Source organism: Cohaesibacter haloalkalitolerans, from assembly GCF_003574655.1.
In the GTDB taxonomy this organism is placed as follows: domain Bacteria; phylum Pseudomonadota; class Alphaproteobacteria; order Rhizobiales; family Cohaesibacteraceae; genus Cohaesibacter; species Cohaesibacter haloalkalitolerans.
In genome coordinates this window covers 112,545-133,392 of record NZ_QNUM01000007.1, presented here as the reverse complement: position 1 = coordinate 133,392, position 20,848 = coordinate 112,545, and the positions used below count along the sequence as shown (strand labels likewise).

General features: G+C 59.2%; 13 protein-coding genes. 6 read left to right on the top strand and 7 right to left on the bottom strand.

Going from position 1 to position 20,848, the window contains the following annotated elements:
• Positions 1-13 precede the first annotated feature (13 nt).
• Complete coding sequence (gene pntB, locus DSL70_RS17635; RefSeq protein ID WP_119309287.1) at positions 14-1,420, top strand: Re/Si-specific NAD(P)(+) transhydrogenase subunit beta; 1,407 nt, start codon at positions 14-16, stop codon at positions 1,418-1,420.
• Positions 1,421-1,508: 88 nt separating this feature from the next.
• On the opposite strand, the gene DSL70_RS17630 is transcribed toward pntB, so the two are convergent.
• Positions 1,509-2,423, bottom strand: a complete 915-nt coding sequence (locus DSL70_RS17630; RefSeq protein WP_119309286.1) for a LysR family transcriptional regulator — start codon at positions 2,421-2,423, stop codon at positions 1,509-1,511.
• Positions 2,424-2,545: 122 nt separating this feature from the next.
• On the opposite strand from DSL70_RS17630, the gene DSL70_RS17625 reads away from it, so the two are divergent.
• The gene (locus tag DSL70_RS17625; protein ID WP_119309285.1) at positions 2,546-3,397 is read left to right on the top strand and encodes an SDR family oxidoreductase; all 852 of its coding nucleotides are present in this window, start codon (positions 2,546-2,548) and stop codon (positions 3,395-3,397) included.
• A 457-nt stretch (positions 3,398-3,854) separates the two neighbouring features.
• The gene (locus tag DSL70_RS17620) at positions 3,855-4,196 is read left to right on the top strand and encodes a DMT family protein (protein WP_119309284.1); all 342 of its coding nucleotides are present in this window, start codon (positions 3,855-3,857) and stop codon (positions 4,194-4,196) included.
• Positions 4,197-4,209: 13 nt separating this feature from the next.
• Here DSL70_RS17620 and nagA read toward each other — a convergent pair whose 3' ends face one another.
• From nagA to DSL70_RS17605, 3 genes are all read right to left on the bottom strand, one after another.
• Positions 4,210-5,370 carry an N-acetylglucosamine-6-phosphate deacetylase gene (gene nagA / locus DSL70_RS17615; protein WP_119309283.1) on the bottom strand — a complete coding sequence of 387 codons (1,161 nt, stop codon included), beginning with the start codon at positions 5,368-5,370 and terminating at the stop codon, positions 4,210-4,212.
• A gap of 171 nt (positions 5,371-5,541) precedes the next feature.
• Entirely contained in the window at positions 5,542-6,444 is a 903-nt protein-coding gene (locus tag DSL70_RS17610; protein WP_162916870.1) for a GntR family transcriptional regulator, read from the bottom strand.
• Complete coding sequence (locus DSL70_RS17605; protein ID WP_162916868.1) at positions 6,401-7,330, bottom strand: glucosamine kinase nucleotide-binding domain-containing protein; 930 nt, start codon at positions 7,328-7,330, stop codon at positions 6,401-6,403. Before DSL70_RS17605 ends, DSL70_RS17610 begins: the two co-directional genes overlap by 44 nt.
• A 385-nt stretch (positions 7,331-7,715) precedes the next feature.
• On the opposite strand from DSL70_RS17605, the gene guaD reads away from it, so the two are divergent.
• Entirely contained in the window at positions 7,716-9,020 is a 1,305-nt protein-coding gene (gene guaD, locus DSL70_RS17600) for a guanine deaminase (protein WP_119309280.1), read from the top strand.
• Between the two features lie 9 nt (positions 9,021-9,029).
• On the opposite strand, the gene DSL70_RS17595 is transcribed toward guaD, so the two are convergent.
• Entirely contained in the window at positions 9,030-10,283 is a 1,254-nt protein-coding gene (locus DSL70_RS17595) for an NAD(P)/FAD-dependent oxidoreductase (RefSeq protein ID WP_119309279.1), read from the bottom strand.
• A gap of 367 nt (positions 10,284-10,650) precedes the next feature.
• On the opposite strand from DSL70_RS17595, the gene purU reads away from it, so the two are divergent.
• Together purU and DSL70_RS17585 are read left to right on the top strand one after the other, a co-directional pair.
• Positions 10,651-11,523 (top strand): formyltetrahydrofolate deformylase, encoded by an 873-nt coding sequence (purU, locus tag DSL70_RS17590; RefSeq protein WP_119309278.1) that lies wholly within the window; start codon positions 10,651-10,653, stop codon positions 11,521-11,523.
• 479 nt (positions 11,524-12,002) lie between these two features.
• Entirely contained in the window at positions 12,003-12,644 is a 642-nt protein-coding gene (locus tag DSL70_RS17585; RefSeq protein ID WP_119309277.1) for a TetR/AcrR family transcriptional regulator, read from the top strand.
• A 51-nt stretch (positions 12,645-12,695) separates the two neighbouring features.
• Here DSL70_RS17585 and pbpC read toward each other — a convergent pair whose 3' ends face one another.
• Positions 12,696-14,804 (bottom strand): penicillin-binding protein 1C, encoded by a 2,109-nt coding sequence (gene pbpC / locus DSL70_RS17580; protein ID WP_245418260.1) that lies wholly within the window; start codon positions 14,802-14,804, stop codon positions 12,696-12,698.
• Positions 14,805-14,852: 48 nt separating this feature from the next.
• The gene (locus DSL70_RS17575; RefSeq protein WP_119309276.1) at positions 14,853-20,402 is read right to left on the bottom strand and encodes an alpha-2-macroglobulin family protein; all 5,550 of its coding nucleotides are present in this window, start codon (positions 20,400-20,402) and stop codon (positions 14,853-14,855) included.
• Positions 20,403-20,848 lie beyond the last annotated feature (446 nt).

The following is a 20,848-nucleotide window of genomic DNA, read 5'->3' as shown; positions in this document are numbered from 1 at the left end:
GGCGGAGGGTATAATGAACGCTGAATTGCAAACAGCCGCCTACATCGCGGCAACCGTGCTGTTCATCCTGTCTCTGGGTGGACTGAAGGATCAGGAAAGCGCAAAGCGTGGCGTCTGGTTCGGCATCGTCGGTATGGCGATCGCTGTGCTGGCCACCATCTTTGGCCCGATCAACCCACATGACATCTCGCTTGGCACCGTGCTGGCTGCCAGCCCGATCGTCCTGCTCGTCGCAGTCGTTATCGGTGCTGTGATTGGTAGCGTCGTCGCCAAGCGCGTTGAAATGACAGGCATGCCGCAGCTGGTTGCCATGCTGCACAGCTTTGTCGGTCTGGCTGCGGTCTTCATCGGCCTCAACTCTGATCTGACGGCACATGCCTTCCCGACTCCTGCGGAAGAGGTCATCCACGAGATCGAAATCTTCCTTGGCGTGTTCATCGGTGCCGTGACCTTCACTGGTTCCCTGATCGCCTATGGCAAACTGGCTGGCCGCATCGACGGCAAGGCCATGCTGCTGCCGGGTCGTCACCTGCTGAACCTGGTCATGGTGGTCGTGTCCTTCATCCTGCTGATCATGTACATGAACGGCCTTGGATCCTGGACCCTCTATCTGATGACCCTGATTGCCTTCGTCATCGGTGTCCACATGGTCATGGCTATCGGCGGCGCCGACATGCCGGTTGTTGTTTCCATGCTGAACTCCTATTCGGGGTGGGCTGCAGCCGCAACGGGCTTCCTGCTCGGTAACGACCTGTTGATCGTGACCGGTGCTCTGGTGGGCTCCTCGGGTGCGATTCTGTCCTACATCATGTGTAAGGCCATGAACCGTCACTTCGTGTCGGTGATCCTGGGCGGCTTTGGCAACTCCACTGGCCCGGCCATGGAAATCGAGGGCGAGATGATCGCCATTGATGCCGATGGCGTTGCTGCCGCCCTCGAAGATGCTGACAGTGTCATCATCGTTCCTGGCTATGGCATGGCCGTTGCTCAGGCTCAGCAGAATGTTGCTGAACTGACCCGCCGCCTGCGCGCCAAGGGCAAGGAAGTCCGCTTCGCCATCCATCCTGTGGCTGGTCGTCTTCCTGGTCACATGAACGTGCTGCTGGCTGAAGCCAAGGTGCCTTATGACATCGTGATGGAAATGGACGAGATCAACGAAGACTTCCCGAACACGGACGTCGTCATCGTTATCGGTTCCAACGACATCGTGAACCCTGCTGCTCAGGAAGACCCGAACTCTCCAATCGCCGGCATGCCGGTTCTGGAAGTCTGGAAAGCCAAGCAGGTCTTCGTGTCCAAGCGTGGTCAGGGCACCGGTTATTCCGGTATCGAAAACCCGCTGTTCTACAAAGAAAACACCCGCATGTTCTATGGCGATGCGAAAGCCTCTCTGGACACCCTGCTTCAGCAGATCCAGTAAGCCGCACGGCCATCAAGACATCTCGCAGAACGCCCGGGGCATTGCTCCGGGCGTTTTGTTTTGCAAAGGGTGCAGGGAGTGTCAGACATCAGCCCGATGTGTCTGGCGCGTCGAACAGACGAGCCGCCAGAAGATGGTTGATGAGGGCACGGGTTCTGAGCGGCATATGCTTGCGCGAGGGATAGACCAGCGAGAAGATCATGGTCTCGCCACTCAGCTCCGGCATGATAGGAACAAGGCGCCCTGAGGCAACATCCCTGCGCACGGTGGAAGGGAACAACTGCGCCACCCCCATGCCTGCCAGCGCCATGGCAATGACCATATGGGGCGAGTTGCACAGCTCGTAGTGCGGAGCGGGTACCGAAATCATTTCCTTGCCGCGGAACAGCCGGTTGACACCGCCCGGACTGACGTTGGACAGGCAGACCCAGCGATGGGCATTAAGGTCGCGGATCGTGCGCGGTGTGCCATGGGCTTCCAGATAGTCCGGACTGGCATAAAGGCCGAAGCGATCCTCATACAGCACCCGTCCGATCAGGCTGTCATCCCTCGGCAGGCCGATGCGGATGGCCATGTCGATGCCCTCGGCGACCAGATCAAGCCGCTTGTCGCTGAGCAGGATATCAAGTTCCACATCCGGATAGAGTTTGCGGAAGCTGGCGATGGCTGGCGGCAATTGGGTGTAGCCGACATCATGGGTAGCGGTGATGGAGACACGGCCGGAGGGCTTTTCCTGTGTGGCGATCTCGACAGTCTCTTCGAGCAGACGCGGCAGGGCGCGCACCTTGTCGTAGATCCGCCGCCCTTCTTCGGTGAGCGAAAGCTTGCGTGTCGAGCGTTGCAACAGGCGGACGCCGAGATCATCCTCAAGTTGGGTGATCTGCTCCGAGATGCGAGACCTGCTGCTGCTCAGGTGGCGTGCCGCCGCCGCAAAGCTACCCTCGTCGACCACACAGACAAAAATCGCCAGTGCGCGCAGGTGCTGATATCCAATTGTACTCATTTTCCGAACTACTCATTCTGAAATTACCTTCTAGTGATAACAATGCCAAAGCGCCATATTGACGTCAATGCAATTGACAAGCCGCCAGCCCAAAACATGATTGGCGGGGAAAGGAAACAAAAATGATCGCAGTAACCGGGGCATCGGGCCATCTTGGCCGTCTGGCAATCAAATCCCTTCTGGAAAAAACGGAAGCTGGCAATATCATCGCACTCGTCCGCAACCCGGAAGCCGTGGCCGATCTGGCTGCTGCCGGTGTCGTTGTCCGCAAGGCCGACTACGACCAGCCGGAAAGCTATGTTGAAGCCCTCAAGGGTGTCGACAAGCTGCTGCTGATCTCCGGTAGTGCCGTTGGCCAGCGTATTGCACAGCACACCGCTGTCATCGAGGCGGCCAAGGCCAATAGCGTCGGGCTGATTGCTTACACATCGATCCTCAAGGCCGACAAGTCTCCCATCCTGCTGGCACAGGAACATGTTGCCACCGAGAAGCTGCTGGCTTCCTCCGGCGTTCCTCATGTCATCCTGCGCAATGGCTGGTATGTTGAGAACTACACCGAAAACATGGCGGCCGTTCTTGAGCATGGTGCCGTCATCGGCGCTGCTGGCGAAGGCCGCGTTGCAGCTGCATCGCGGGCCGACTATGCCGCCGCTGCCGCTGCTGTTCTGACCAGCGACGAAGCTCAGGCTGGCAAGATCTATGAACTGGCTGCCGACGAAGATTTCTCCATGGCCGATTATGCTGCGGCTATCGCCAAGGCGTCCGGCAAGGCAATAGCCTATGTCGATATGACCGAGGCAGACTATGTCAAGGCACTGGTCGGGGCTGGTGTGCCGGAAGGCTTCGCCCAGGTTCTGGCCGATGCTGACAGCGCCATCAAGGCTGGTTGGCTGACTGATGCCAGCAAGACCCTGTCCGGCCTGATCGGTCGCCCGACAGTATCTGTCGCGGACAGCATCAAGGCGCATCTCTAGGCCTTCATCGCATTGCATAGATATCTGACCTTCAACTGAAGAAAGACCGGAACGCACTGCGGCTCCGGTTTTTCTTTGTCCGGTAGCAAAGGCTGCCCGTTGAATCAGAATGTGAGGTGCGGGGAAGGCCTCATTCTCTTTCTCAACAAGAACCGATGAATCAATCTTTGAAGGAAAATGGATAACCATTTGAAATGCTTTTGTTAAATTGCATAACTTCACCCGTCAAACCATCACTGGAAGCACTTGAATCAATTTGTGAGATCGCGTGGTAAAGCTCATCTGCCGGGCTCAGGTCGGGATCGATGTCTGCCAGCCATGATGACGAGAGATGTGCATAATCCGGAGCGAAACATTGCACCGGTTTGCGGGCGTGCTATGGACTGATGCTGTCCGGCCGCAGCACCTCATCCGCTCTCCAGCCGCCTCCCGTTTTCTCCTTTTCTGTGATACTCCGATGTCCCTTCAGGCTCTTCTTACGCCAGCCATGCTGCTCGTCTCCAACGTCTTCATGACCTTTGCATGGTATGGTCATCTCAAGCACAAGGGCTCTGTTCTGATGCTTGCCATTCTCGCCAGCTGGTCCATTGCCTTCTTCGAATACTGCATTGCCGTTCCTGCCAACCGCTGGGGCAGCGACTATTTCAACACCGCCCAATTGAAGACCATGCAGGAGGTCATCACGTTGCTGGTCTTCACCTGCTTCTCGGTTTTCTGGCTGAAGGAAAGCCTGACCATCAATCATCTGATCGGCTTTGCCCTGATCGCGGCAGGCGCAGCTTTCGTCTTCCGGGGCTGAAGAGGCTGATGGCTCAGTGAGCCTTGTGGAAGCCGTTGATCCAGCTGTGCCGCACGGTCCATGTCGTCGGGTCGAAGGCCACCAGATCAGCAGCAAAGCCCGGCGCGACGGAGCCCAGCGATGTGTCCATGCGGATGAACTGCGCCGGATAGCGTGACGCCATGCGCAGGACCTCTGGCAGGGGCAGCCCGAGCAGCTCGACCCCGTTGCGAACCGCGCCGATCATCGACAGGTCCGACCCGGCAATGGTGCCGTCTTCCAGTTGGCACCGACCGTCCTTGGCCGTGATGGTGGTGCCGTTGAGGGTGAAGCTCTTCTTCTCGGCCCCAACCGACGCCATGGCATCGGTCACCAGCATGATCTTGCCCTTCGGCTTGGCCCTGATGGCATTGCGCATGGAAGCCGGGTGGACATGAAAGCCGTCCGCGATGAGGCCGCACCAGCTGTCCGGATCATCAAGGGCGGCACCGACCACCCCGGGTTCGCGGCTGCCCATCGGGGTCATGGCGTTGAACAGGTGGGTAAAGCCACGCAAACCTGCGCGGAGCGCTGTGGCGATCTCCTGAAAGCCCGCTGCCGTGTGCCCGGACGAAACAAGCGCACCACTGGAAACACAGTCTCGGATGAAGCTGGGGCCGACCTTTTCCGGAGCGACCGTTATCAGTCGGACGCCAAGGTCGGGATGGGTCATCAGTTCCAGCGCACCATCGTCGATTGCCCTCAGCTGCTTTTCCGGATGCACGCCCTTGCGGTCGACATTCAGATAGGGGCCTTCGAAATGCACGCCCTTGACGGCGGACAGCGAGCTGTTCTCGCCCCAGTGGCGATGGGCCTGACGGATCAGGCGCGCGACATGTTCCATACTGCTCCAGCTATCGCTGATGAGGGTTGGCAACATGGACGTCGTTCCGAAACAGCGGTGGGCATCGGCCATGCGCTCCAGACCTTCAAGGTCTGTCTGGCCGTTCAGCATGACACCGCCGCCGCCATTGACCTGCGTGTCGATAAAGCCCGGAGCCAGCACGAGGCCGGTGAGGTCATAAGGTTCATAGCCGCCCAGACTGCCCGGCGTGTCGATGATGCCGTCAATCTGGCCATCCTTCAGCGTCACAGCCTTGCCGGCGTGGAACTGGTCGCCGTCAAACAGGCGGGCATGCATAAGGATCTGCTTCATGGGGTCTTCCTGTCGGCAGGCATAAGGGAACCGGACGGGGGCTGTTCGCATTCGTCGTTGCCTGCCACCTTATCAGCATATTGCCGATCCTCCACGCCGAAAGCACGCACCGGTCTATCAGGCGACCCGGCGGCGTGAATAACCGGCTCGGCAGGCCGCCTGCTGACCGTTCTAGATGACCGACTCGGAGACGAACTCATAAAGGTCGCCGCGAAAATGGGCGCGGACAAACTCGATGGGGCGCTCGATCTGCTTGACCAGTCCGATTCTGGGCGAGGGGAAAGGCCGTCCGTTGCTCGGCTCGCTGGCATGGACCACGCCTCTTGCCTCTGTCTCGAAATGATCTGGCATCACATTCTGCTTGAGGAAGGATCGCCGTTCCACATAGAGACAGGCCGACCCGGTCGGCACTTCCAGCAAATGGGCGTGACTGACATCAAGCAGTCGGGCTGAAAGCTTCTGGAGACAGCGAGTCGGCCGCTGGTGGTGGGTTTCCAGCCACGAATACAGTGATGTTTCGATCATCGCGGGATCCGGCAGGACGCTCTTGGGCAAAACCGCATGTTCCAGACACACCGGCTTGCCGTCGACGGTGCGCAGCCGATAAAGGCGGCTCACCGCGTCGTCGGGCATGATCTCCAGTGCCTCGCACTCTTCAGGGGTCGGTGTGCCACTTGAGCGATCCAGCCACAGGGCACTTGTCGAAAGCCCCCGGATCTGCATGTCTTCGGTAAAGCCGGTTATCTGGCGAGGCCGTTGCGCCACCCGTGAGGCGACGAAGGTGCCGGCACCGTGGCGTTGGACCAGAATGCCCTTCTGAACGAGAACCCGCACCGCATTGCGGACGGTCACGCGGGAGACGCCCAGGGCATGGGCCAGCTCCCTCTCCGCAGGCAGGGCATCATTGATAGCGACCAGCCCGGCTTCAATCGATTGCTCGATCCCCCGCTCGATCCTCAGATAGAGGGGGGTGGCGCTTTCCATTTCGAGATCGGAGACTTTTCTGACATGCTGGATGAGATGGCCGAGATCAACCATGTCCGTAGCGCTCTTTGTACCCCATGTCCTGCTCATGTCCCGGTTCCAGCGGCGGCAGGGTTCCCCCGGCGAGCAGAATAGCACCGTCCCGTGCGTCATGGAGCCTTGGGACGAGCAGGGTGGTGGTTTCCACTTCCAGCCATGGCTCAACCGCTTCAGCGAAGTTGCCCATCAGCGCAATCCTGTTGACCCCGCGCCATGCAAGCGCCCGCAACATGGCGCTGGCCTGACTGCCGCAGTCAGCCATCAGCTTCATGGCAACAGGGTCCTCACGCTCGGCGAAATTGACCACGACATGGCCATAGCCAGCGAAATCCGGCGGCGTGGCGGTGCTGGCCCACAGCACCATTTCTTCCTGGCTGTCTCCGAACATCGCCATGATGTGGTCTGTCATCGGACTGACTTCATAAATCCCGTCGAGCGCGGCCATGGCGAACCGGAGGGCCTGTATCCCCACCTGTGCTGAACTTGCCATGTCCGAAAGCTCAAAGCCCCAGCCCCCGACATTGACCGGCTGGCCCTTGATCAGGCCGTAGCCACAGCTGCCGGTACCGAGAATGAGGATACCGCCATCCTGATCATTGCCATGCCCGCCAAGGCAGGCGATATGGGCATCGCTGGCCACTCGAAGCGAGGCGAAGGGATGTTCCCAGTTGCGGAAAGCTTCCTTGTCGGCGCTGATGTGAAGCTCGGCAAGGCCGATGCCCACGTGGGTCTGACCCAGCACTTCCGCGCCAAAGCCCGCGTCCTTCAGGGTCTCCCGCGCCACCTTGGCGACCTGCTCCTGAGCGGCGAGAATGCCGTTGCGTGCATTTGCCGGTCCGCTGATTGCCTCCCCAAGCAGCGTCCCGTCTTCATCTCTGAGGCGTCCGCGGCAGTTCGAGCCGCCACCGTCAATTCCCATGTAAAGTGAATTTGCCATTGCCCAGTCTCCTCCCATAGGCGCCGCACAGCGCCTGTCCCTGTCATGCAATGAACTGGCCAGATGAGTCTTGAGATAAGCCAACTCAACGTAAACGAGTAGAAGACCAATAAGAGCCAATTTCAATTGGCCTTACGGATTATAGAGGCTTTTTGGGATAAATGGGATGCCTGTCACATTTACTGGTCAGGTGGTACTAAGGTGGTATTGTCAAAACTTGAGCAAAACCAAACGGCAGCCCAAGGGCCTCACCCGCAACAATGGCAGATTGAAATTGCTCATAGATTGGGGCTGGCCTCACCGGGGGCAATGGGGCATAGTGTGCGGCGCTGCCGATATGCTACCCTTGGCGCAGCCGCTGTCATAGACGACTATAGGACAAACAATGGCCGAAACGATCCTGCGCGGAAGACTGCTGACCTTTCATGGCGAACCGCAAACCCCTGCGGATAAAACCGCCCATCTCTATATCGAGGATGGCGCGCTGCTGCTGGACGGCGGCCTGATCAAGGCGCGGGGCACTTTCAGCGACGTGCAGTCCAAGGCGGCAGAAGGCACAAAGACCATTGATCATCGTCCCCATCTGCTGGTGCCGGGCTTCATCGACACCCACCTGCATTTCCCGCAAGTGCAGGTGGTCGCCAGTTGGGGCGCTCAATTGCTCGACTGGCTGGAGAACTATACCTTCCCGGCCGAGGCGCTCTACGCGGATGCAGGGCATTGTGCAGCCATGGCCGTGCGCTTCTTTGACGAGGTCATTGCCAACGGTACCACCACCACGGTTGCCTATTGCTCGTCGCACAAGACCTCCGCGGTTGCCTACTTCACGGAAGCGGCCCGCCGCAACATGCGCGTCATCGGCGGCAAGGTGCTGATGGACCGCAACGCCCCCGAAGGCGTGCGCGACACCCCCCAGTCCGGCTATGACGACAGCAAGGCGCTGATCGCTAGCTGGCATGGCAAGGGCAGGGCGCATTACGCCATCACGCCGCGCTTTGCCATTACCTCGACGCCCGAACAGATGGACACCGCCCGGGTGCTTGCCACAGAACATCCGGACTGCTTCATCCAGACCCATCTCGATGAAAACCATGACGAGATCGCTGAGACCATGGCGCTCTATCCGGACGCGCCGGACTATCTTGGCATCTACGAGCGCTATGGCCTGCTGAGGGCCAACACGCTGCTCGGCCATTGCATCCACATGCAGCCAAGGGAAGTTGACATGCTGATTGAGACGGAGGCCCGGCCGGTCTTTTGCCCGACGTCGAACCTCTTCCTCGGCTCAGGTCTGTTCGATTACGAGGGGCTACGGGCACGCGGCGCCAAAAGCGCCATTGCAACCGACATCGGCGGCGGTACGTCCTATTCCATGCTGCGCACCCTGCACGAGGGCTACAAGGCGCTTGCCACCCGCGACGGCACCAAGATGCACCCCTTGCGGGCCTTCTACTGGGCGACCCTTGGTAATGCCATCGCCCTTGGTCTGGAAGACCGGATCGGTACGCTCGACGAGGGATCGGAAGCAGACATCGTGGTGCTCGACAGCCGCGCCACCTCCGCCATGGCCCTGCGTATGGAAACCTGCAAGAGCCTCTCCGAAGAACTCTTCATCCTGCAGATCATGGCTGATGACCGCTCGGTCGCTGAGACCTACGTCGCCGGAGAGCCGATGAAGAAAAAGGACTAAGTGCAGACATTATCCCCGCTTCATCAAGACTTTGAGATCGACCGAGGGGTCGGTGATGATGGCCGGGTCGGCGCTCTTGCCCGCTTCTATGAGTCGCTTGCCGACCATATAGGCGCGGCCGTCGTTCATCGCGTCGACCGCCAGCAGTTCGTCGCCACGGTAGTACCAATGGGAAACGGCGCCGTCTCCTCCATCCCGAATGACCACATGGTCATAGCCGGTGTTGAGGCCTGCGATCTGGAATTTTACATCATACTGATCCGACCAGAACCACGGTTTGGCGATATAGGGTGTCAGCTCTTCGCCGTTGAGACTGGCGACGATATTGGTTGCCACTGCCTTGGCCTGATCGATGGCATTGCCGACGCTTTCAAGCCGGATGCGCCCGCCACGATAGGGAAAGCTCGTGCAGTCGCCAGCAGCCCAGACATGGGCATCGGAAGTGCGGCCGTGTTCATCGGTCCAGATGCCGTTATCCAGCGTCAATCCTGCCATCTCCGCCAAAGTGACCGATGGCGTAAGGCCGATGCCGATGATGACGAAATCAGCCTCAAGCGACAGGCCGTTGCCGAGTGTCGCGCCGCAGACTTGTCCGGATCGACCCTCTTCGGTATCCCCGATCAGAGCAACCGAACCGGCTCCCTCTATGACGCGTACCCCGTGTCCCTTGTGCAGGGCACGGAAATAGTCCGATGTTTCGGGAGCAGCAACCCGCCGCAGGACACGCTCGGAGGCAACCACGAGCGTGACATCAAGGCCGCGCTTGGCGCAGACGGCAGCCGCTTCCAACCCGATGTACCCGCCGCCAACGATCAGCACCTTCCGCCCGGCGATGATCTGCGGTTCCAGCCGGTTGATATCGGCGATGCCGCGAATGGAATAGAGGCCCTCAAGCGCACCGCCTTGCTCTGCAGGCAAGCTGGCGGCATCGCCTCCGGTGGCCAGCACGAGATGGTCATAGGCGATGATCTCGTCGCCCAAGGTCACGGTCTGATTGTCCCTGTCAATGGCGGTGACCGGCTTGCCGAGCAACAGCTGGATGTTCTGGTCGTCATAAAAACTCTGCGGACGCAAGGTCAGGCCTTCCAGATCCATGCTACCCAGCAGGTAGGCCTTGGAGAGGGGCGGGCGCTGATAGGGTAGATAAGGCTCTGCGCCGATCAGGGTCAACGCGCCATCGTATCCCAGCTCACGCAGTCTCTGCACCAGAGTGGCTCCGGCCTGTCCGGCTCCCACGACGACGACGCTCTTTGTCTTGCTCATTACTTCTTCCTGTCCTGCTTTGCCTGACGCTTGGCTCCCGTGGGATACATCTGCGTGCGCTTCAGCTTGGCTACCTTTGCAAGGATGGCAAGTCAACGCATTCCCTGTATCAAAGTGCATCCGAATGTCGCTGGCCCCCGTGCCGGGGCGTTCAGTTCGCAGCAAATCACAGTCGGCAGGCAACAAAAGCCGGAATTACGAATTTTTCACGGAAAAACACCTTAAACAGCACAAACTTGCCCGCTCTGACCCTTTTCTATCCTGCAACAGTTGTCTAATGTCCCCCTCGATCTTTACCGGTTGGCCCGACTGCCGTTTTTGCAAGGCAGGCCCGGCCCTTCCTTGTTTGATGAAAAGAAACAGACCCATGAGCATGATTTTGAAAATGACCTGCCCGGATCAGCCCGGTGTCGTCGCCGACCTCAGCGCGCGTCTTCTGGCCTTCGGTTGCAACATTCTGGAGAGCAATCAGTTTTTCCAGCCCGCGGCGAATTCCAATCGCGAAGACGGTCTCGGTTCTTTCTTCATGCGTGTGGTTCTGGCGACCCCGGAGGGGATCGATTTTGTAGCCTTGCAGACCTCGATTGACGAGTTTGCGGCCAAGTTCGACGCCGTCATCTCCTTCTGTCCGGCTGACAAGAAGGTGGCGACCGTGCTGATGGTTTCCAAGTTTGACCATTGCCTGCAGGACATCCTCTATCGCGTTCAGAAGGGCACCCTGCCTCTCGACATCAAGGCGGTCGTCTCAAACCATGCCGACAGCCGCAACACGGTAGAACGTCTGGGCATCCCCTTCTATCTCTGGCCGGTGACCAAGGAGAACAAGAAGGAACAGGAAGCCAAGATGGATGAACTGGTCGATCGCACCGGAGCCGAGCTGATTGTTCTGGCCCGTTACATGCAGATTCTGTCGGACGACCTGTCCAGAAAGCATTTTGGCAAGGTCATCAACATCCACCACTCCTTCCTGCCGGCCTTCAAGGGTGCCAAGCCTTATCATCGCGCTTGGGAACGCGGCGTGAAGCTGATCGGTGCCACTGCGCATTATGTGACGCCGGACCTCGACGAAGGCCCGATCATCGAGCAGGACACCGAACGGGTGAACCACGCCTACAACCCGGACGAACTGGTCAGCCGCGGGCGCGACATCGAAGCCCGGGTGCTCTCCCGCGCGTTGCGCCTTCACTCCGAAGGACGCGTGTTCATTGACGGCAACCGCACAGTGGTCTTCAGCAAGTGACAGGGTGAGGAACACCGCCCATCATTGCTGATCAGGCATAGAAAATTGCAATCGGTTCACATGGTCAAATGTGGGCCGATTTTTTTTGAAAGTTCAATTATTTCTAAAATTGTAACGTTACAGGTAAAAGGGCGACCATACCGCACCATATCTGGGGGAAGGTGCGGTATGGTCTTTGGCATATTTCCGTGGGTCTAGTGGGGACTAAATTGGGAATTATGCCAATGCTGGTCAATCGCCCCTATGCTGGTCAAAAAATGATGACTGACGCCTAACACGTTCTGGCAACCGGAAACATTTCCGTTCCGCGGAGAAAACTCCAGACGAATCCTGTTATAACTTGGAAATAGCTCCAGTCTGCCGACCTGACTATCCCAAGGACGATTTGAAGGGGCGATTTGAAAGGAAGAATACCCCACCCATTGGTTCAAACCACGAGTGGTTTAGACCGAATGGTCTAGCGCTGTAAAGTGAAATTAATGGAACATTCCACATATCAGAAGTTGATGATCGCTGCGGCTGATCTCCTGCGTCAAAAAGGCTACGCGGCAACAGGTATATCTGACATCCTGGCACAGGCGAATGTTACACGGGGATCGCTTTATCATCATTTTCCCGGTGGCAAAAGCGACCTTGCGGTTGCTGCTGCCCGCTATTCCTGCTCTCAACTGGTCAAGCACATCGAGACAGCCTGCGAAGTGGCGCGCACCAATGGAGGCGATTTTCACGATGCCATGGTCGAGTTGTGCAAGCGGGTCTATCAGCTTTTTGAAGAGCATGGCAACTGGCGGTTCCTGACCGTTTCGGCAACGCTGCAGGAGGGGGGAGAGCGAAACGCCTTCTTCAGCAACGAGGCCCGGGCTCTCTATGCCCGGCTCAAAAGCAAGGCGGTCGAGGAAGGGGCAACATTTGGCCTGTCCGAGCGGGACTCCTTCATGGCCCTGCGCAAGGCGTTGCTGCTTGTTGAAGGGGGCTGGATGCTGGCCCGGGTTGTCGATGATCCCATGCCAATCCGTTCATCCATCCAGTTCATGGAAGAAGAGAAACAGGTTTACCGGTATCGCAAACAACTGGGGCTTTCCTGCCCGCCCTTCGACACCGAGATCGATCCTCTTTTCTGAATGTTCCCATTGAAGGCGCTCCCGTTGAACGCCGCTCATCCTCTCCCTCTTTCAGGGGGCCGGGGCCGGTCGCTGAAGGAACACGCTGACGCTGTCGGCTCGCCCTGCGGCATCAATGACGGTGAGGGTCGACTGGCCCTGACCATCTGGCAGCCAACTGATGGAACGTTTGTGGCCATTGGCCTTGAAGACCTGCCCGTTGCCGAGCCAGCGGAACGGTGGTCGCCCATCCTGCAGTTTGACGATCAGCGGCATGGGGGCACCGTTGGCCGTGGCGTTGAGCTCGATCTTGGCCCCGTCAGGTGGATAGCTTATGCGAGGAGCTGGCTCGGGGACAGACGAGGCCTCACTCCAGAGCGGCGACAGCCGGAAATGTTTCTGCGTCGGTGGCAGCTCGGCAAAGCTCTGCCGTTTGACACCAAGCGGTGCCGGGGCAAAGGGTTCGATTGTCAGGCCCGTGCGGGCAAAGGCATCATAAAGGATCGGGGCAGCCGCCGTACGTCCGGTTATGCCCGGCACGGCACTGTTGTCCGGCTTGCCTACCCAGACGCCAATGACATAGCGACCATCAAATCCGACCGACCATGCATCACGATAGCCATAGGAGGTGCCGGTCTTGTAGGCAATGGCCAGCTTTCCCGATCCTTCTGGCGGCGTGGCATCCTGAAGGATATCGCTCACATGCCAGACTGCGGTCTGATCCAGCAGGGGTGCTCTGGGGTCCTGCGCATCATCGCCATTTGGTGGGATGTCTCTGAGCGGTTGGACACGGCCATCATTGACAAAGGCCGTGTAGAGCTGGGTGAGATCCTTGAGCGTGATGCCGAGACCGCCAAGTCCGATGGCCAGCCCCACATCGCTGCCCTTGGGTAGGCTAACCTCCACATCGCCGCGCTTCAGGCGCTCCATCAACCGGGCCGGCCCAACCGCATCGAGCAGGGCGACCGCAGGCACATTGAGCGACATGAGCAGGGCGTCGTGGATGCTGACATCGCCCTGATAACCCATGTCGAAATTCTTTGGCCGGTAGCCGCCGAAATTGACCGGGCTGTCGGTGATCAGGGTTTCGGCCTGCACGAGACCTTCCTCAAAGGCCAGTCCATAGATGAAGGGTTTGAGCGCCGAGCCGGGAGAGCGCATTTTGCGTGTCATGTCAATCCAGCCGGAGCGTTCGGCGCTGAGATAGTCAGGCGAGCCGACCTCCGCCAGAATGTCGCCATTGCTGCCATCGGCTAGCACGAGCGCAACGGACAGATTGGGGGCGAGCGCCCCAGTGGCATCCCGCACAACGGCTTCCATCTTTTCCTGCAATGCGCGATCAAGGGTTGTCGGGTGACGTTGCCGGTCCGGCGCCTCGGCAAGCATACGGTCTGCGGCATGGGCGGCCAGTTGCGGCATAGGGTGGCGCGGGGCATTCAGCGGCTTTGACGAGGCCCGGTCGACCTCGCTCTGCGGCATGACACCGGCTGTTGCCATGCGTTCAAGCACGGTGTTGCGGGCGGCAAGTGCCCGCCTTGGCGATATGTCCGGCCTGCGGGCTTCCGGTGATTGGGGCAGGGCGACCAGCAGCGCCGCTTCGGATAGGCTCAGCTCCTTTGGTTCTTTGGCGAAATAGGCCAGCGACGCCGCCCGGATGCCTTCAAGATTGCCGCCATAGGGTGCCAATGTCAGATAGGCGGTCAGGATTTCCCGCTTGCTCATCCGGTCTTCCAGTTGCAGGGCGCGCAACATCTGCCAGAATTTGGCGGTGAAGGTCCGTTTCTCGCGCGGTTCCAGCAAACGGGCAAGCTGCATGCTGATGGTGGAGGCGCCGGATATGATCCGCCCGTTGGTCAAGAGCTGCCAGCTGGCGCGCAGGATGGCCTGAAGGTCAACCCCGCCATGGGTCCAGAAGCGTTTGTCCTCATAGGCAAGAAGGATCGACACAAACTCGGGGTCAAGCTCATCGAGATTCGCGGCAAACCGCCATTGTCCGGCCTCGTTGGTATAGGCGCGCAGCAACGCGCCATCGTGGTCGACGACCTCGACCGACAGATCGGAGAGCTTGCCAAGGGGCGGAGGGTTGAACCGGTCGAACAGGGCAAAGCCGCCCCAGCTACAAAGAGCCACCAGCAGCAGGATCCCCAGAGAAAGAACCATGCCGAAGAGGGGCATCGGCATGGTTTTGATCTTGTTACGCAAGGACAATACGCATCTTTCCGCTTCGGTCTAACGGTTCACATTCATGAAGCCGCTCGCCGTACGGGCCGATTTCTCGGGGCGATACATGTCTTCAATGACTGCGGCAGGATGCATGAAGCTGCCCGGAGAGACGGCACGCACCACATAGGCAATCGTGAAGTCCTTCGGGCCGCCCTGTTCGCGGTTGATCGCGGCCAGAACCCGATCCTTGCGGAATTCCACATGGGCAACCTCGGTCTGGGGCAGCCAGTTGAAATTCTGCTGATCGGCACTTTGTACCAGACTTGGATTCTCGACCTCGAGACCGGCTGGCAACAGATCGCTGATCATCAGCCGTGCGGGCACATCTTCGAGCTGGCTGGCATTGACGACAACAACAAACCGCTCATTCTGCTTGATGTCGGCGACGCTGATCGGGCTGCCATCGAGCGCATGATAATTGCGCGAAATGGCAAAGCCGTTGCCGCCTGCAGGAAGCGGCTCCTCGGGCGAGGCGAGGCTGGTCACCAGAGCCACCAGAGGCTTGTCGCCACCGTTGGTGATGGTCACCGGATCCATATCGATGGCCTGTCCCTGATAGGTCTCGACGAGCGTGCCGGTTACGGCTGTGCCATTGACCGAGATGCCCAGATCACCCGCGTTGATCTGCTGTGCGCGGGCGGCCAGCACCATCCATGCCTGTTCCTGGGTGTTGAGACGACGTTCCGGATTGTAGATCCGTCCGGCCAGCTCACGGATACCATTGAGGCTCTCCAGGTCCGGGCTGACTTCTGCGGCAAGCGCCAGCATCCCGGCCACATCCCGCTGCAGGCTGGAATAGTGATAAACCGACTGGGACGACAGGACATAGTTGTCTTCCAGTTTTTCAGCCAGCCAGAGCGCCGAGTGGAAGGCCCGCTCGGCCCGTGTCCGGTCGCCATAAAGGGCGAGCGCCGCCCCCAACTGGGCGCGGGAGAAGGGGCTGTCAAAGCTCTCCAGTTTGGTCTCCAGATAGTAGCGCAGATCGCCAGCCGAAGCCATGCGGTTGCGCGCCAGATCATAGAGACCATAGGCAACGGTGGCAGAATCCTTCTCCAGATCGGCCTGATAGGCGAGCTGGTTCTTGATGCTCTCGAGCGCCTGTTTCATGGCCTCATCCGGCACCTTGAAGCCCTGTTCCCGCGCGCGGGTCAGGAAGTCGGTGGCATAGGCCGTCAGCCACGGATCATCGACATAGCTATTGCCCCATAGGCTGAAGCCGCCCATGTCGCTCTGGTAGGACAGCAGCTTGTCGATGGCCTTCTGAATGCGCTCTTCCATGTCCTTGCCTGAAAGGCCGGCCAGCTCCTGAGGCAGGATGGACGCCAGATCCTTGGCATAGAGTAGCGGCAGGGCACCGCTGGTCACCTGTTCGGCACAGCCGTAAGGATAGCGGTTCAACTGCATCAGAAGAGAGGCAACATCATAGGCCCCCGGTCGTGTGACGGAAACCGACAGGGTCGCCCCTTGCTTGTTGAGGCCGGTGAGCCAGGCAGCATCCAGTTTCAACTCGCCGCCCTTGGCCGCGAGCGGCACGCGGGTGACGTGGGTCACGGGCAGGATGCCGGAGCGGACCGGAACCTGCGCGTCATAGAGGATGCCGACCCCGTCGCCAGCCGTCGATGTCAGTTTGACGGTTACATCGCCCATGCCTTCACTTGCGGCGGTCAGCGGCATGGAAAGGGAGACCATCTGGTCTTTCTTGAGAGCCACCGTTTCCGGTGCATTGGCGGTGTCGGCTGACAGGGCGTCATTGGTCATCAGTTCCATCCGGTAATCCCCCTCGGGGGCTTCCAGATTGGTCAGTTCGATGAGAGCCCGCGAGCTGTCGCCGGGTGCAAGCACCTTGGGCAGGGCCACATGTACGACGATCGGGTCGCGAATGATGGCATCCTTCTCGCCGCCGCCAACAGCTTCCTTGCTCCAGGCCGCGGCCATCAGCCGGGCCGTGCCGTTGAACTGCGGGATGTCAAAGGCGACTTGTCCGGCGCCGTTTTCGTCAAGACGCACGATGCCCGATACGAAGGCCACCAGTTCCTGTGTCGGCACTTCACCGCTGGAGTTCATCTGCGGTCCGCCACCGTCACCACCGGTGCGCAGGGCCCCAAAGGCACCCGATGAGCCATCGATGAGACGCCCGTAGAGATCACGGATCTCGACGCCGAGACGACGCTGGCCGAAATAGCGGCCCACCGGATCCGGGGTCTTGTAGCGGGTGAGATTGAGAATGCCCTCATCGACCAGCGCAACGGTCACATAGGCTTCCTCTCCGGCCTTGAGGCCGTTCACCTTCACCGGAACCACCATCTGTTCATGTGGCCGGATGGTCTCTGGTGCCACAAGAGTGATGGACAATGCCCGCTCTTCAGGCTCCACGCCAAGCCACTCGACGCCGATGGCCCGCATCGGGTTGCGGGAAGCGCCCTTGTCGGACGGGCGATAGAGATTGGCCAGCAGATAGGCTCCGGCTCCCCAGTCTTTGTCGACCGGGATGTCAATTGTCGCCCCTTCCGCCGGGATGTCGTAGGACATGGTGCCGGAAATGCGGTCGGTACCGATGGCCAGAAGCAGGGTGCCTGCAAAGCGCGGCGAAACCTTCAATCTGGCGGTTTCGCCAGCCTTGTAGGATGGCTTGTCAAGGGCCAGTTCGAGCCCGTCCGGCGTATCAAGCGATCCGTTGGCACTGGACCAGCCTGCGCTGAATTCGACGCTTGTGGTATCGCCGAGGGTCAGCCGATAACGGCCCCATTCCACCGGCAGCGACAGCTTGGCCGGATCGGATGTGTCGAGATCGACCTGTCCGTCGGCAACCTTGCTTTCCAGATCCACGGCCTCTGAATACCAGGTACTGCCCTCGCGATACCATTGATACTGCCGGTCGATCTTGACCAGCGACCAGTCCACTGCGCTCATGCTCGCTCGGCTGGCATCCGGATTGACGGCAATCAGCTGGAACTGGGCGTCGCTGTTCTCGCTGACCTCATCGCCTTCAAACTGCGGCTTGATGCCCAACATGACGTTTTCAGGCACAACAGCGTAGCGTGTCCGGCGCTCGATGGCGCGGCCCGAGCCTTCCTGCATGCTGACAACAAGATCGGCGATCTTGGGCCGTGTCGAGGCCTTCAGCTCGCCAAGGCTGAATTCATAGCTGCCCTCGCCATTAGCATCGAGCGGCGGCAGGGCACCTATGGAAACCCGCTCGACACCGGAGTTGTCTTCCTCGGCAAGGCCGAAGAGATAGCCGTCATGGCCCTTGAGATTGCGGCTCGTGCGGACCAGAACGTCAGCGGACAGCGAAAGCCCGGCGGCCGGAGCGCCATAGAGATAGCGGCCCTTGATATGGCCCGTTGCCGAACCTTCCAGAGGAATGGTGTCGCCATTGGGGTTGATGGTCATGTCTGTCCGGTCGGGAATGAAATCCTCGACAAGGAAGCTGACCTCGCCAAGGGCCGGCTTTTTCGGATCGGCAAAGATCTGGGCCTTCCAGCTACCACGCCTGGCATTGCTGACAAGCGGCAGATCGACCGAATAACCACCCAGAGCCTTGCCCGAGCCGATGAGGCGCTGGGCCTCAACGCCGTCCGGGCGCAGGAACACGAAGGTGAGCGGCAGATCGTCAACGGCGCTGGCGCTGTCATCGCGGGCAAGTGCCGAGACATGCACTTCTTCACCCGGGCGGTAGACCCCGCGTTCGGTCCATGCATAAACATCGACACCTTCCGGTGATGGCCGACCGGTGACACCGCGATCGGAAAGATCAAATCCGGCGCGGGTCAGATCGAGGAACACGAAGTCATCCTCTCCGGCGTTGCTGGCGGTGAGCACGGCTGGCGCCATGCCATCGGTGCCACGGACAAGGCCGGCGTCGAAGGTGACCATGCCGCTGTCATCGCTGGTGCCGCTGCCCAGCACCTCGTTGTTGCGGGCGATGAGATCGACCTTGATACCGGCAAGCGGTTTGGCCGTATCGAGCGAGCGGGTAAAGACCTGCAGGCCCCCCAGATCCTTGCTGCCATCAGTATCGCTTGGCGCGGTCGCCTTGGAACTTGAGAAAGTCGTCAGGCCAATGTCGGAAATGACAAACCACTGGCTGGCAACGGACGGATAGTCATTAAGGTCTATGGTCTTGGCGCTGGCGGTCATCAGATAGACCCCCGGCTTGCGCTCGGGCAGGGCTTCGTCAATCGGGATGGCGGTCACCACTTCGCGGTTCTTCTCCGGAGCGATACTCATCGAGCCCTTCCAGACCAGATTGCCCATGTCATCCTTGAGGTCGGAAATCTGCCAGCTTTCGAGCTGGTTGAGGAAATCGGAATTGCGCACGAGGCGGGCGAGCGAGCGGTCGTTGACCCGATAGAGGGCCAGTTGCGCTTCATCCGCATTGACAGAAATCAGCGGAATGCCGCGACGATTGTTGGCTGGCAGAACGTAATTGCTGGCACTGAATCGCATGCCCGGCGTGCGGTCTCGGATATAGAGATCAAGCTGCAGATTGGACAGCAGTTGCTCGCCATTCTCGGCAGGCAGCCCCTCACGGACATCCAGCTGGTAGTTCTCGCCATGGGAGAGCCCTTCAACACAGATCTGGCTCTTGCTGACATCCAGCGCCTTCGGCTGCTGCTGGTTGATGCGAATATAGGAGGCAAAGTCGCCGAAACCCTTTTTCAGATCTTCTGAGAACTGCACGCAGATGCGCGGGCTTTGCAGATCCGCGTCGATACTGTGGTTGATCATCCGGAAGCCGTGGCTTTCCAGAAGGCGGCGATAGTCATCCCGGTCAGCGGGATTCTCATGCAGGTCCAGCGCCATCTTGAAGCTGTCGATTGCTTCGCGGAAACGGGAGGTGGCCTCCAGGCTGCGCGCCAGCTGTGACAGGGCGGCAGCGCGACTGTTGCGGCTGCGGGAACTGTTGTAGGCATTGATCGCGGCACTCACCGCATTGGCGCGCTGGGTGCGGGCGACCTGACCATCGCCAGTGGTTCGGGCAAGAAGGGCCGCAGCCTCGGAATAGGCGCGCCAGACATTGCTGTCTTCGGGATACATGGCAAGGGCCTGCTTGAAATAGCCCAGAGCCTGATCCGCCTCATTGAAATCCACCGCACTATTGCCACGGGCGACAAGCTCGTCAAAGCCGAGAGGGCTGGTGGCATTGGCCGGAGCGGTAACAGCCCTTGCCAGCTTTACAGCCGATTCCTGCAGGTAGGTGGTGAGGTTGGAAAGCGGGGCGGCCTTGCCGAGATCTTCCTCTTCAAAGCGGGCGGCGATACGCCCGGAAATGGCTCCCTTGAAGGAGGTTGCCTTGGCAAAATCGGACTTGAGGAAGCAGAACTGGGCTTTCACATTATAGGTGAAGGCCTTGCAGTCGCTTGTCTTGAGACAGGCGTCCTGACATTGATCCAGCGTGACCTTCTTGATGGTCTTGAAGTCGAAGCCGTAATAATCGGTGTCCTTGGAGAGGATGACCTCACTGCCGTATGTCCCGTCGAGTGCGAGGCTGCTTGAAGCGGGAGCCAGCGAGAACAGAAGAGATGATACGATTAAAGATAGAATCCGGCCCATGGTCCCCTCCGGTTATCAAAAATTGTCTGCTTGGGCAGGTCTTGCCGACCTGAATAATCTTGATCAATGAAAGTCAAATAGCGAACAGCAACGATCCCGTTCGGACATTATGAAATAATTTTGCCGTGAATGTGAGCGTAAATATGTCCTAGGAGACATAAAAAGTTTTTGATTTGCACTTTTGGCTTTGCTTGTCTACCTCACCTTGATGACATGTATACGACCTTGTGATGAGGGGCTGGCAAGTCGATCAGCGATGCTTCGTCGGAGCCGTTTGGTGGTGCGGAACACTGTCCCGACGTCGTACATATGCGGCAACGGCCGGTTCCCTTTGAGGGACCAATCTGGGTGCGTAACGAGCAGATGAGCTTGATTGAGCCATCCATTGCGATGCATAAAAATGCAGAAGATGGTAACGCTTGAATCATTGCATGGCGAAAGATTCG

Coding starts and splice junctions, on each gene's coding strand:
- pntB (WP_119309287.1), top strand. CDS start 14: ATGAACGCTGAATTGCAAACAGCCGCCTACATCGCGGCAACCGTGCTG.
- DSL70_RS17630 (WP_119309286.1), bottom strand. CDS start 2,423: ATGAGTACAATTGGATATCAGCACCTGCGCGCACTGGCGATTTTTGTC.
- DSL70_RS17625 (WP_119309285.1), top strand. CDS start 2,546: ATGATCGCAGTAACCGGGGCATCGGGCCATCTTGGCCGTCTGGCAATC.
- DSL70_RS17620 (WP_119309284.1), top strand. CDS start 3,855: ATGTCCCTTCAGGCTCTTCTTACGCCAGCCATGCTGCTCGTCTCCAAC.
- nagA (WP_119309283.1), bottom strand. CDS start 5,370: ATGAAGCAGATCCTTATGCATGCCCGCCTGTTTGACGGCGACCAGTTC.
- DSL70_RS17610 (WP_162916870.1), bottom strand. CDS start 6,444: ATGAGCAGGACATGGGGTACAAAGAGCGCTACGGACATGGTTGATCTC.
- DSL70_RS17605 (WP_162916868.1), bottom strand. CDS start 7,330: ATGGCAAATTCACTTTACATGGGAATTGACGGTGGCGGCTCGAACTGC.
- guaD (WP_119309280.1), top strand. CDS start 7,716: ATGGCCGAAACGATCCTGCGCGGAAGACTGCTGACCTTTCATGGCGAA.
- DSL70_RS17595 (WP_119309279.1), bottom strand. CDS start 10,283: ATGAGCAAGACAAAGAGCGTCGTCGTCGTGGGAGCCGGACAGGCCGGA.
- purU (WP_119309278.1), top strand. CDS start 10,651: ATGAGCATGATTTTGAAAATGACCTGCCCGGATCAGCCCGGTGTCGTC.
- DSL70_RS17585 (WP_119309277.1), top strand. CDS start 12,003: ATGGAACATTCCACATATCAGAAGTTGATGATCGCTGCGGCTGATCTC.
- pbpC (WP_245418260.1), bottom strand. CDS start 14,804: ATGCCGATGCCCCTCTTCGGCATGGTTCTTTCTCTGGGGATCCTGCTG.
- DSL70_RS17575 (WP_119309276.1), bottom strand. CDS start 20,402: ATGGGCCGGATTCTATCTTTAATCGTATCATCTCTTCTGTTCTCGCTG.